General features: G+C 59.2%; 8 protein-coding genes, 1 tRNA gene and 2 rRNA genes. 4 read left to right on the top strand and 7 right to left on the bottom strand.

The genetic code is table 11. The features are described 5' to 3' along the window. Nucleotides 1–254 precede the first annotated feature (254 nt). From ACQY4Y_RS26920 to ACQY4Y_RS26910, 3 genes are all read left to right on the top strand, one after another. A 23S ribosomal RNA gene (locus tag ACQY4Y_RS26920) occupies nucleotides 255–3,021 on the top strand. Nucleotides 3,022–3,311: 290 nt separating this feature from the next. After that, nucleotides 3,312–3,426 (top strand): 5S ribosomal RNA (rrf, locus tag ACQY4Y_RS26915). Between the two features lie 157 nt (nucleotides 3,427–3,583). After that, a tRNA-Met gene (locus tag ACQY4Y_RS26910) sits at nucleotides 3,584–3,660 on the top strand. 75 nt (nucleotides 3,661–3,735) lie between these two features. Here the strand turns inward: ACQY4Y_RS26910 and ACQY4Y_RS26905 are convergent. Beyond that, nucleotides 3,736–4,493, bottom strand: a protein-coding gene (locus ACQY4Y_RS26905; RefSeq protein ID WP_428492458.1) for an IS5 family transposase whose coding sequence is annotated in 2 segments (ribosomal slippage) — nucleotides 3,736–4,163 and nucleotides 4,163–4,493 — 759 coding nt in all. Because the reading frame shifts where the segments join, the coding sequence is not laid out codon by codon here. A gap of 238 nt (nucleotides 4,494–4,731) precedes the next feature. On the opposite strand from ACQY4Y_RS26905, the gene ACQY4Y_RS26900 reads away from it, so the two are divergent. Continuing rightward, the gene (locus tag ACQY4Y_RS26900) at nucleotides 4,732–4,998 is read left to right on the top strand and encodes a transposase (RefSeq protein WP_428493685.1); all 267 of its coding nucleotides are present in this window, start codon (nucleotides 4,732–4,734) and stop codon (nucleotides 4,996–4,998) included. On the opposite strand, the gene ACQY4Y_RS26895 is transcribed toward ACQY4Y_RS26900, so the two are convergent. From ACQY4Y_RS26895 to ACQY4Y_RS26870, 6 genes are all read right to left on the bottom strand, one after another. Continuing rightward, nucleotides 4,924–5,748, bottom strand: coding sequence for an IS3 family transposase (locus ACQY4Y_RS26895; RefSeq protein ID WP_428490752.1), 825 nt, complete (start codon nucleotides 5,746–5,748; stop codon nucleotides 4,924–4,926). The genes ACQY4Y_RS26900 and ACQY4Y_RS26895 overlap by 75 nt on opposite strands. Next, nucleotides 5,721–6,071, bottom strand: a complete 351-nt coding sequence (locus tag ACQY4Y_RS26890; protein WP_428489847.1) for a transposase — start codon at nucleotides 6,069–6,071, stop codon at nucleotides 5,721–5,723. Before ACQY4Y_RS26890 ends, ACQY4Y_RS26895 begins: the two co-directional genes overlap by 28 nt. A 165-nt stretch (nucleotides 6,072–6,236) precedes the next feature. Beyond that, entirely contained in the window at nucleotides 6,237–7,952 is a 1,716-nt protein-coding gene (locus ACQY4Y_RS26885; protein ID WP_428493623.1) for a sulfotransferase, read from the bottom strand. Between the two features lie 199 nt (nucleotides 7,953–8,151). After that, nucleotides 8,152–10,947 (bottom strand): beta strand repeat-containing protein, encoded by a 2,796-nt coding sequence (locus tag ACQY4Y_RS26880; protein ID WP_428493622.1) that lies wholly within the window; start codon nucleotides 10,945–10,947, stop codon nucleotides 8,152–8,154. A gap of 304 nt (nucleotides 10,948–11,251) precedes the next feature. After that, entirely contained in the window at nucleotides 11,252–12,145 is an 894-nt protein-coding gene (locus tag ACQY4Y_RS26875) for a hypothetical protein (protein WP_428493621.1), read from the bottom strand. Nucleotides 12,146–12,191: 46 nt separating this feature from the next. Further along, nucleotides 12,192–13,040, bottom strand: a complete 849-nt coding sequence (locus ACQY4Y_RS26870; RefSeq protein WP_428493620.1) for a class I SAM-dependent methyltransferase — start codon at nucleotides 13,038–13,040, stop codon at nucleotides 12,192–12,194. Nucleotides 13,041–13,059: the final 19 nt, after the last annotated feature.

Here is a 13,059-nt window from a genome sequence, read left to right as displayed (position 1 = left end):
CGAGTGATTGGTGCGTGCGAGTGATGGGTAGACGGCCGAGCGAACGAGATCCTGTTATGTGCGGAGTGAAGATTTGCGGGACTGTCCCCGAACAGTCGAGGGTGGTACTGTCGAGGGTGGCTTTGTCGAGGGTTGCGGTTGTTCCTGACACCCGACGACCTGAAGATTGTCACCTAAAGACTGACACCAAAGACTGCCTCTGGGGATGGTTTCTGTGCATGGTGCGGCTTGGCGCTTCGGCGCCGGGTCCGCGATATCGAGTATAATAAGGGCATTCGGTGGATGCCTTGGCACCAGGAGGCGATGAAGGACGTGGCACGCTGCGAAAAGCCACGGGGAGCCGCGAGCAGGCGTTGATCCGTGGATGTCCGAATGGGGCAACCCACCCGAAAGGGTATCTTCACATGAATCCATAGTGTGAAGAGGCGAACCCGGGGAACTGAAACATCTCAGTACCCGGAGGAACAGACATCAACAGAGATTCCGCTAGTAGTGGCGAGCGAACGCGGAACAGGCCAGTGGTCTTCGCAAGATAAGCAGAACGGTCTGGAAAGTCCGGCCATAGCGGGTGATAGCCCCGTATGCGTAAAGTGGCGAAGATCCTTGAGTAGGGCGGGACACGTGAAATCCTGTCTGAACATGGGGGGACCACCCTCCAAGCCTAAATACTCCCTGGTGACCGATAGCGAACAAGTACCGTGAGGGAAAGGTGAAAAGCACCCCGAAAGGGGAGTGAAAGAGACCTGAAACCGGATGCCTACAAGCAGTCGGAGCGGCCTCGCGTGCGAGCGCGGCGTGTCGTGACGGCGTACCTTTTGTATAATGGGTCAGCGAGTTTCCGTTCGCGGCGAGCTTAAGCCGGTAGGCGAAGGCGCAGCGAAAGCGAGTCTGAACAGGGCGTTCAGTCGCGGGCGGAAGACCCGAAACCGAGTGATCTAGCCATGGCCAGGCTGAAGGTGCGGTAACACGCACTGGAGGGCCGAACCCACGCCTGTTGAAAAAGTCGGGGATGAGCTGTGGCTAGGGGTGAAAGGCCAATCAAACTCGGAAATAGCTGGTTCTCCGCGAAATCTATTGAGGTAGATCGTCATGTGTTTACTCCGGGGGGTAGAGCACTGGATGGGCTAGGGGGACCCAAAGTCTTACCAAACCTAACCAAACTCCGAATACCCGGACGTATAGCGTGGCAGACAGACGGCGGGTGCTAAGGTCCGTCGTCGAGAGGGAAACAGCCCAGACCACCAGCTAAGGTCCCCAAATCGTGGCTAAGTGGGAAAGGATGTGGGAATTCCAAAACAACCAGGAGGTTGGCTTAGAAGCAGCCATCCTTTAAAGAAAGCGTAATAGCTCACTGGTCTAATCAAGAAATCCTGCGCCGAAGATGTAACGGGGCTCAAGCCACGTACCGAAGCTGTGGGTGCATCGAAAGATGCGCGGTAGCGGAGCGTTCCGTAAGCCTGCGAAGTTCTGCCCGTGAGGGGGGATGGAGGTATCGGAAGTGCGAATGCTGACATGAGTAGCGACAAACAGAGTGAGAAACTCTGTCGCCGAAAGTCCAAGGGTTCCTGCGCAAGGTTAATCCGCGCAGGGTGAGCCGGCCCCTAAGGCGAGGGCGAAAGCCGTAGTCGATGGGAACGGGGTTAATACTCCCCGGCCTGCTGGAAGTGACGAATGATCGACGTTGTGCGGACTTATCGGATTGTCCGTGCAACCACATTGTTCCGGGAAATAGCTCCAGCGTATAGACCGTACCCGAAACCGACACAGGTGGACTGGTAGAGCATACCAAGGCGCTTGAGAGAACGATGCTGAAGGAACTAGGCAAATTGCTCGCGTAACTTCGGGATAAGCGAGACCCACACTTGGGCAACCAGGGGTGGGTGGCACAAAGCAGGGGGTAGCGACTGTTTAGTAAAAACACAGGGCTCTGCGAAGTCGAGAGACGACGTATAGGGTCTGACGCCTGCCCGGTGCCGGAAGGTTAAGAGGAGATGTGCAAGCATCGAATTGAAGCCCCGGTAAACGGCGGCCGTAACTATAACGGTCCTAAGGTAGCGAAATTCCTTGTCGGGTAAGTTCCGACCTGCACGAATGGCGTAACGACTTCCCCACTGTCTCCAGCATCGGCTCAGCGAAATTGAATTCCCCGTGAAGATGCGGGGTACCCGCGGTCAGACGGAAAGACCCTATGAACCTTTACTGCAGCTTTGCAGTGGCCTCAGAAGAGAGCTGTGTAGGATAGGTGGGAGGCTTTGAAGCCGGGGCGCTAGCCTCGGTGGAGCCAGCCTTGAAATACCACCCTGAGCTCTGCTGATGTCTAACCGCGACCGGTCAGCCCGGTCCGGGACCCTGCATGGTGGGCAGTTTGACTGGGGCGGTCGCCTCCCAAAATGTAACGGAGGCGCGCGATGGTGGGCTCAGGCCGGTCGGACATCGGCTGCTGAGTGCAATGGCACAAGCCCGCCTGACTGCGAGAGTGACAGCTCGAGCAGAGACGAAAGTCGGCCATAGTGATCCGGTGGTCCCGCGTGGAAGGGCCATCGCTCAACGGATAAAAGGTACTCTAGGGATAACAGGCTGATCTCCCCCAAGAGTCCACATCGACGGGGAGGTTTGGCACCTCGATGTCGGCTCATCACATCCTGGGGCTGGAGCAGGTCCCAAGGGTTCGGCTGTTCGCCGATTAAAGTGGTACGTGAGCTGGGTTTAGAACGTCGTGAGACAGTTCGGTCCCTATCTGCCGTGGGTGAAGGAGACTTGAGAGGATTTGTCCCTAGTACGAGAGGACCGGGATGAACAGACCTCTGGTGCACCGGTTGTCACGCCAGTGGCACCGCCGGGTAGCTATGTCTGGACAAGATAACCGCTGAAAGCATCTAAGCGGGAAACTTACCTCAAAACCAGGTCTCCCAGGGGGCAACCCCGAGAGGGCCGTGATAGACCATCACGTCGATAGGCCAGATGTATACGGGCGGCAACGTCCTCAGCTAACTGGTCCTAATCGCCCAAAGACTCGATAGCAGCGGTCAGTGGTCAGCCGCCCGTGGTCAGCAATGGCCGCCGACGATCCGACGCGACACACCATGCATGGAAATCATCCCCAGGGAATGATCCCAGTGGAAATGATCCCAGTGGAACTTATCCGCAGGGAAAATATCCGCAGGGAAAATATCCCCGGACAGACCTCGCCTGAGACCGCCCGGCGGGCGAAACCGGCGGGCGGCGGCGAGCACACCGCACGACACACACCCAGAACCGATCCGTCCCGCCAGCCTGATACCCTGACCACTGAACAGGGCTGGACTGGACGACCTGGTGGCCATGGCGGGGAGCCTACACCCGATCCCATCCCGAACTCGGCCGTGAAAGTCCCCAGCGCCCATGGTACTGTGTCTCAAGGCACGGGAGAGTAGGTCGCCGCCAGGTCTTCCAATCTAGCCCAATACCCAACACTTGAGACACCAGGCGTAGGTAGCAAGGCCATCGGACCCAGGCCACCAGGACCTAGCTAGCTAAGACCCAGCCAACCTCAGAGACGGCGGCACGCCCGTATCGCCCGTCCGAGACAACACACCTCTTCTACCGCGGGGTGGAGCAGCCCGGTAGCTCGTCAGGCTCATAACCTGAAGGTCACAGGTTCAAATCCTGTCCCCGCAACCAGATTGTCCAACAATACCAACGCCGTCAGCCTCACCGCTGACGGCTTTTTGATTCAAAATACCGTAGGGCCTGTCGTCAATTGAGCCAAATCGCGCTGGCGGCGAGATAGACGGCGGCGAGGAAGTTGCGGGCGGTCTTGTCGTAGCGCGTGGCGATAGCGCGGAACTGTTTGAGTTTGGCGAAGAAATTCTCGATCAGATGGCGCGCCTTGTAGAGGTCGCGGTCGAACGGGCGAGTCGCGCGTCGGTTGGCCCGTGGCGGGATCACCGTGCTCTTGCCGGCTTCGGCCAGCGGCTCGATGACCCGGGTATCGGCATCGAATGCCTTATCGGCGATCAGAGTATGGGCGGCCATATCCGGCAACAGATGGTCAGCTCCGACCAAATCGTGGACCTCGCCGCCGGTCAAATGGAAGCCAACTGGATTGCCAAGCGCATCGACCAGGGTGTGGATCTTGGTGCTCAGTCCACCCCGCGAGCGGCCGATCGCTTGGTCCGCGCCGGCTTTTTTTTAGCCCCGGCGCTATGCTGATGAGCCCGCACGATGGTGCTGTCGATCATCGCGTATTGGTTGTCGGCATCGCCGGCGAGAGGCTCGAAAACCCGCAGCAAAACGCCGGACTTTGCCCAACGACTGAAGCGTCGGTGGACGTTTTTCCAGTCACCATAGCGTTCCGGAAGGTCGCGCCAGGGAATCCCGGCGCGGTATCGGTAGAGCATCGCCTCGATGAACAAACGGTTGTCCGCGGCGTTCGCTCCCACCGTCCCCGGCTGTCCCGGCAACAGGGTCTTGATCCGGTCCCACTGGTCATCACGCAAGCCATAGCGGCGCATCGGTCAGCCTTTCGATCAAGCTGACCGCCTACGAATCGAAGAATGCGCCGCGCCGGAATCTCCTAGTTTGCCTGGACAACCGATTTACGCTTAGCTGTTGCACGCTGGACTCAACACGCCAGTCCTTAATTGACGGCAGACCCTAGTGCGTATGCGTCCGGTCAGCCGCGCCTGTTGGCGAATGACGAGTTCTGGCAGGGCAACACCTTAAGATTAGCTTTAAGGTGTGTTCAAGGTCATGGCGGACGGAGCTGTTGAGATCATCACGGGGCGTGAGCGTCGGCGTCGGTGGAGCGTCGAGGACAAGCTGAAGATTGTTGGCGAGACCCTGGAGCCCGGCGCGTCGGTCAACCAGATTGCGGCTCGGCACGATGTCTATCCGGGCCTGCTGTTCACTTGGCGTGGAGTGCGCCCCTGCGGGTGGACAGAATCAAGCCAGCATTTTGACCGTCTGGCGGGTGTGTTGATCCTCAAACTGGGCCGGGCTGAGATAGCCAAGCGCTGAATGCAGTCGTTTGGTGTTGTAGACCTCGTCGATGAAGCGTGGAAGACCGGCGGTAACATCCTCGAAGGTTTCATAGGCTGCCAAGTAAACCGCCTCGACCTTCAAGGTTTTCATGAAGCTCTCGGCTTTGGCATTATCATAGGGATTGCCGCGTCGGCTCATCGAACCTTTTAGGCCGTACTCGGCAATCAAAGTGCGATAGGCGTCCGACGCGTATTGCGCCCCCCGATCGGAATGGTGAACACAATCCTTGGGCGGCTGACGCAGGCGGATGGCGGCCTTGAAGGCGGCGATCGCAATCCGGGCATCCATCGATCGGCTGATGGCGTAGCCGATCACTTTGCGCGACCAGGCGTCCAGGATGGCGGCGAGATAGACGAAGCCACCCGGGATCGCCACATAGGTCAGGTCCGCGATCCAGAGCTGATTGGAGCGCTCGACCACCAGGCCCTTGGTCAGGTTCTTGAAGATCGGGCTGGCATGGTTGCTGTCGGTGGTGACGACATGCCGTCGGCGGCGCTTCGGTTGCAGATCATGCTCGCGCATCAGGCGGCGGATCTTCTTGCTATTCACCACCATACCCTGGTGGCGGAGGGCCGCACTCACCCGTCGGTACCCGTAGCACTCAAATTCGTCACAGATCTTGCTGATCCGTTGGACGAGATCGTCCTGAGACGCCGCGATGGGCGGTGCGTCGTAGAACGTCGAGCGCGCCAGCCCCATCAGTTCGCACCCCCGGCGGGCGGTGATGCCACGGGGCCGGTGACGACGGAGGTATTCGCGCTTTTCGGCCGGGGTGCCTGCTTGAGAGCCCCCTTTAGCATCTCGATCTCCAGCGCCTGGCGACCGACCATCCGCTCCAGAGCTGCGATCTTGGCTTCGTATTCCTGAAGCAGGTCAGCCGCCTGGACATCATCATCCAACGCCCCGGCTTCAAACTTGCCAACCCAGATCCGGATCAGCTGGCGCGAGATGTCGTGGCGCTTGGACAGCGCATGCAGCGCCTCCCCGGCGATGAATTCCTCGGCTACCTGCCGCTTGAACGCCGCACTATGGGAACGATGCTTGGTCATGGCTTCTAGTCTCCAGAAGCCCGATCAGGGGGGTCAAATCTACGAACTCAAACTGTCCACCCGCAGGGGCGCACTCCAGCCCCCCCGCCACTGGTGGGTCAGTTTTCAACCGGCGTTGACACCCGCTCCATGGCTCGCGGAAGATGAAGCTATGAAACACATGGATTAGTCCACCTTGTAGCCAAGTTGCTCAATTACTGGCTGCAATATTGGAATGACTGCCTCGATCTGGGCGATATAATTCCGATATCGGAATATAGAGCGATCGTATAGCTTCTGCGAAACCTGCGCGTAACTGGCTGTGCGCGCGTAACGAAGATTTTCATGGAAGCGCAAGCATCTTGCATCGAACGGCTCTCCAATGAAGTCCAGCAGCCGCCGCACTGTGGCCTCCTGATCATAAACCATATCTTCGTAACGGATCGTCAGATATCGAAGCGCCATCTCATGCCGGTAGTGCTCGACCAGGTGCATGACCAGGACGTAATGCCGCGCCACTGTCTCCAGTTCATACGAGCAACAGAACCCGTGCGTGAGCTGGGTGGCAAATACCGACAACACGACGTCGAGTGGGTGCCGCATCACGTGGACCAGCGGCGCCGTGGGAAAAACCAGCGCTATGAGGCCAAGGTGCATTTCGTTCAGCGGCATCTTGTCGGTTAGCCAAGCCGCTCCCGGTTTCATGATGCCGCGGCGACCTACTTGATCGAGATAGTAATCGCGGAGCTTATCCAGCCCGTCACGGTGATCGGCCATCCACAATTCGGCCAAAGCCTCAGGATACGGCAATGGGCTATCGAACATGCCCGGCATCCTGACGGTGATTTCATTGATCAATGGCAACTCATCGCCCGCGGAAATACGGGGATGCGCCGACAACATCTGTTCCACCAAAGTTGTGCCGGAGCGCGGAAAACCTAGAACAAAGATTGGTTTCGTTTGCTCGGAAGAATCGGTGACACGCGGCAGGGTCGCCAGCCGTTTGGCGGTGAAGAAACCGCCAAGCCGATGCGACAATTGCCGCGCCTGTTCGGACTGATAACGGGTGCCGGTCAGCTCGCAGGTCAGGCGCTTGCCCTCCTCGAACGCGGCGAAAGCCTCTTCGTAACGGCCCATCCGGTCGAGCAATGCGCCTTTCTCCAGCAACTCGTCAGAGCTCAGACTACCGTTACGACTGGCATGGGCGATTGTTTGCAAGGTCTCGAGTGCCTGCTCATAGCGCCCAGTGCGGCGCAAGAGCACCGCTCGTGCGAGTAGCAGGCCGGGATCGTCCGGGAACTTGGCTTGCGCGCGATCCAGTATGGCGGTGGCGTTTCCGAACTGCCGATCGGCTTCTTCCATTCTGGCCCAGCCCAGCATCGTCTGGGGAACGTCGGGCGCCTGTCCCGCCGACTCCTCGTAGAGACGGCGCGCCTCTGTCATCTTACCTTGAGTTTTCAGATTCCACGCCAAATTCGCCAGCAAGATTGGGTCACGCCGGCCGGACAGATCGATTACGCGACGATAGTGATACTCCCCGAGGTGCGGTTTGTGGGCTTCTGTCAGGACCATGCCCATCAAGTTGTGTGCCTGCGGGTTCTGCGGCGCGAGGCGAACCGCATTGCGGGCGTGGACCTCTGCTTCTGCGATGTTACCCTTGTTCAGCAGCATCAGCGCCAGCTCATTGACCGCCCAGAAATCATTGGCATCGAGCGCAACGAGGCGTCGGATCAGGGACTCGACTGCGTGGTGCCGAGTTTCGGCCTTGCGGATATTGTACAACACGCGCAGCGCGTCCCGCTCGATTGGGACGAGTTCCAGAACATCGAGACATAGACGCTCCGCGACCTTCGCGTCACCGTCGCGATTCGCCTCAGTCGCGCGCTGGACCAGCGGAGCCAAATGGCGAAGCGAATTCGGCGCGGGTGGGGCCACATACGGTAACGCACAGCAACTGCCGTGCCGGAGACCGCTGTCGCACGGGCAGAGCGCAAGCGGATCCAAGAGGTCAGCTCAACAATGGCGACATTGTTCGGCAGGCTCCAAGTTCAACGCGATCATGGCGATCGTCGATACGACGTTCAAGAGTAATTCGCTGGGTTCAGGTGTAGGTAACGAGTGCACCGCTGGCTCCGTCAGAGGCGATATGGAATGCGCCGCTGCCCAGACTGGACGTATCGAACCGCAACGACGCTGCCTGACTGCCGGCGTTGGCGATCTGCAGCAGGCCGTTCGTGTTGTTAAAATTGAGGACCGCTCCCGCTGCCCCGAAGTTCTTCAGATCAACTTCGCTTCCGCCAAATTGTTCAAGCAGTGGCCCGGCATAGTTCGAGGTCCCCACGTTGACGCCGAAGGATCCCGTGTTGTCGATCAGCAGATCGCTGCTGGTCGAGAAACTGATCTTGGTGTTAATTCCGAGCGCGGCGGCGATCTCCAGGCTCGCTGAGTTGGTCAGCCGGAACAGACCGGAGCTGGCTGGATCGATCGAAGTGCTGACATCCAAGAAGCCTGCAACCGCCAGGGTGCCAGTATCCAGCACGGTGGCGATGGTATTGGTCCCGGTCATCGTCCAGTTCGCCCCCAAATCAACAACCGCAGTGCCAAAATTGGTGAAGTTGCTGCTGTTGATACCGCTGATGCTGCCGGTGCCACCAGCGGCAAGCTCCAGTGTATTGCTGCCGGTGCCCCCGACAACGGAGCCGTTGAACACCGCCCCTGGATCGACGATCAGCCGATTGGCGCCGCTGTTGCCAAACTCGACAGAAGCGATCCCGCCGGAGATGGTGCCGGCGTTTGTGACGGTTCCTCCGCTACCATAGACAGCGACGCCGAAGCCCGCGCTGGAAATGGATGCGCCGGCGGTATTGGTGACGCTTCCTCCGCCGGTCAGGTCGATGGCAATGTTGTTGTTTCCGGCAATCGACCCCGAATTGCTGACTGTGCCGAGGCCCCCGGTGACGAAGAGGCCGAACGTGGCTCCCGAGAGCGACGCGTTCGCCGCGTTGGTGATGCTGCCACCGTTCTCGATATCGGCGCCGGTGCCACCGGACCCCGCTGCGCTGATCAAACCAGAGTTGCTCAGGGTCGCGGCGCCGCCCTGGATCAGGACGGCTGTAGTCGGGCCCAATACCGATCCCCCCGCATTGTTCGTGACGCTTCCGCCTGCCTCCAGGACCACACCGCGTGGACCGGAGATGCTGCCTGAGTTGCTAACCGCGCCGGCACCGCCAGTGACGAAGATGCCCTCCTGGGTGCCGGAAATCGAGGCGCCGGCGGTGTTTGTGATACTTGCGCCACCCTCGAGATCGGCGCCGGCACCGCCTGCGCCGTTAACGCTGCCGGCGTTATTCAGGGTGACCGATCGGCTGCTGGAAAAGATACCGGACACGGCGCCAGAAACAGTCGCGGAGGCGGCGTTTGTGATGCTACCGCCCGCGGCAAGATCGATACCGATACTGCTGGTTCCTTTGACGTTGCCGGTGTTGGTGACCGATCCGGACGCGCCTGAGACGAAGATGCCGCTGCCGCCTGAGACCAGGCCGGCGGCGTTATTGGTCACCGACCCGCCGTCGCCGAGATCGATTCCGGCGCCGGTTCCGGTGACGGTGCCGGTATTGGTGATCGTTCCGGCACCTTTGTATCCGACATAGACGCCGGCGCTGCCGCCGGAAATCGTTCCGCCCGCGGCATTGGTGACACTGCCCCCGGCCGAGAGGGCTACACCATCATAGGTGCCGCCGCTGATGATGCCGGCATTGCTCACACTGCCGACCGCGCCAGCAATGAAGACGCCGAACAGGCTGCCCGATATTGATGATGCCGTGGTGTTGTTCTGTACGCTGCCGCCGGCCTCAAGATCGGCACCGGCGGCGCCGCTGGCCTTGATGCTGCCCGAATTGGTGACGGTGCCGGCCACATTGCTAAAGGCGACGGCGGCAGAGTTGCCTGTTATGGATGCGCCGGCGGCATTGGTAACGCTGCCGCCCGCAATCATGAACACGCCGAGGTGCGGGCCGCTGACTGTGCCGGCGTTGGTCACCGTGCCTGCACCGCCGCTGATGAAGACGCCGGCCCCCTGGGCACCACCGCCGACAATGGACGCGCCAGCCTTGTTGTTGACGCTGCCGCCGGAGAATTCGGCGACGCCGTCGTCGACCGATGCGGTGACGCGACCAGAGTTCACGATGGTGCCTGAACCGCCCTGGATGATGATCCCGTCTTCGCCGCCGGAGATGACGCTGACATTGGTCACACTGCCGCCATGTCCCAGTCCTACGCCATAAGCGCCTGCGCTTACGCTGCCGTAGTTCGCGACGGCTCCGGTCGTGCCGGTAACGTAAATGCCATCCCCGATAGACAGTCCGCCGCCTACGGTACCGTTCGCAACAATCGACCCGCCGGCTGCGTTCGTCACGTTTCCGCCGGCATCGAGCCCGACACCATCTCGGCCAGAAATCAGTCCCGAGTTGGTGACGGTACCGCGTCCGGCGAGCCTGATTCCATAAGCGGCGGAAGACGTGACGGTGCCAGCATTGGTAATTGTCCAGGTCGTTCCGGACGGCCCATCGACACCGTCAGCCCCGGTGCCGGTCGATGTCACCTTGCCGGTTTTGGTAATGGTGAGCGGGTTGTCCGTGCTGCGAAGAGTTACCGGACCGCTGATGCTGGTGCTGATCGTCCTGCCGCTGACGAGGGGGGCCAGTTGCTGTTGCGGGTTGGCGAGGGGCGTGATCGGTGGCGGATTAGCCACTGCGGGCGCGGGCCGGTGAGCCGGCAACGGCGAAAGCTGATGGTTTTGTTCGTTAGGAACGATAGGTCGCGGCGGCAGTGCTGGCGGCGTGGCAGGACGCACGCCGGCGAAAGGACGTAGAGTGCTGCTTATTGGCGCGCTGGCCATGCTGTAGTCCCCCGGTGATCGACACAAACTCGGCCATTAGCCCGAACAAGCCAACAATGTATCATTGCCCCCGGACAAGGGGAGACTAATAAAGATGTAGATCGAAAGTTCACGCTTTAAATACGGTTACCAGTTTTCTGAAAGCTCAGTTTTCCCGAGCAATATTGAGAGTCGGGAGCCAAGCCATAAACCGAACCACGGCCCGAATCTGTAATTCCTATGACAACGATCTAATCAGCATCAGCATGGCTGCTTCGGTTTCAACTTTCTGATCGATTTGCTTCGGTGATCGCCGAAACGAAAATCAACGATTGAGAGCTTTACTTGATGCCGTCGCCTCGGTTGTAGCGCGCAAACAAGGTCTGAAGGCTGGGCGCTGTCTCCAGTGCGACGTCGCCTTTTTGCACGCCCCAACTATAGGCCATGTCCATTTCGGGAGCTGGAACAAGCTGGCTCCAGCGGGACAGGATGTCGGCAGTCTGTTGTACGGTTGGCATACGTAGTGTCCGCCGGTTTCGGTTTTCCAGTCTCCGCCGCCAAAGGTTTGATAGATCGGCACGATCCGATCACGTGAAATTCCGGCATCCACTGCCGCCGCGACGTAACGATCGATGATCCCGTAATCGCAGCGGGGGAGGCTCGAACGACATGGGTAGGCTGCGAGCCCGAACAGATCAACATGTGAGTTGGCGGGCTCATATGTATTGATGAACGAAGGCTGCACCGTCGTGGCCATGTTCATCAGCACAATGATGGTCTTGGCCCCAGGGATATTATCGTGAATCCAATCGGCTTCCGCTCGGAGGTTACCCGAGGCGCAGGCATGGGAAGGATTCCTTATTTCCGCAAACAGCCGCGGGTCGGGATCGTCCATCAGAAAAAACCCAAACAGATCCCGGCGCCTGGCATAGGGACGAACGATGCGCAGAAAATCTTTGTCCACGCCTCCGCAGCGGCCGACCCACACCAATGCAAGCTCACTCGGCTTTAGTCTCTTTATCTCGTGAAGCCCAGAGACATCTGCCAGGTTGAAGCCCGCGCTGGCCGGCGAAAATGCTCCGTCCAGGGCGAAGTTATGGTTGGGTGCGTAATGCAGCTTCGTTTCGGCGGAGGCAACTGCCGGCCCCAGGAATGTCAAAAAAAGGGCAATGGCGGTAAGTCGACCGAGCCGTTGCAGCGTGGGACAAAAGCGTTGCATCCGCTGATCAGCCTTTCGCGGAGAATCTTGTACCGACGGTCTCAAGCTAATGACTTCTGTTTTTCTTCCGGCTTACCACGCACCAGAACGGCTGCGCGTCTGAGAACGTTATTTCCTCGAGTCCGGCTTCATGCAACGTTGCTTCAATTTCGGCCCGGCTGAACCGATGTTCGATCGGTGTTCCGAACCGGTCAAGTGCATTCGTTCGCATGGTGTATAGTGTCTTATCTCTATACCAATTCAGAGGCAGGCTGGTCGGATTTATACCGAAACATTGTACCAAAGCGGCAAAGCGGGCCACGGGCCAATAGACGCAAAGCGCTATAACATCGGTAACGTACCTTTTGCCCTTGATCGGCAGGCTAGCGATAATTCGGCGCACGAGGTCCGCAGCTCGCCAAATGGCACGAAACCATGTCGGGCGATCATCCAGCGCGTAATAAAGATACAGCAACAATGGGGCGCCGGGCTTCAGGAGCCGAACGCAGCACCATATACCGGCCTTGGTGTCCGGTATATGGTGCAAGACGCCCAAAGAGTAGCAGAAGTCGAGTGAATCCAGCGCGACAGGCATAACGTCTACGCTGGCATGGTGAAACGTACAATTATGAGCCCGCGACAGGTTGCGACGGGCCACATTCAAGGCTTCTTCGCTGGCATCAAGGCAATGCAAATGCCCAACACGGGGGGCGACCAGTGCGGCCCAGCGGCCGCTGCCGCAACCAACATCCGCACCGATCGCGTTTTCCGGCAAGCTGTTCCAGGGAAAAATACCAAAGTATTCGTTGAAGCGGGATTCTGTTTTTGTCTCGTGCGCCATACGACTTTGATCGAAATGCGCCCATTCCGCGCCAAAGGATCGGACGGTCCGCTCGTCTAGATTTTGCGTGCTCATGTTTTAGCTCCACCCGAAT

Source organism: Rhodopila sp. (assembly GCF_965277165.1).
Classification (GTDB): domain Bacteria; phylum Pseudomonadota; class Alphaproteobacteria; order Acetobacterales; family Acetobacteraceae; genus Rhodopila.
The sequence above is the reverse complement of the archived record's forward strand: the minus strand, read 5'-3'. Positions and strand labels throughout refer to the sequence as shown.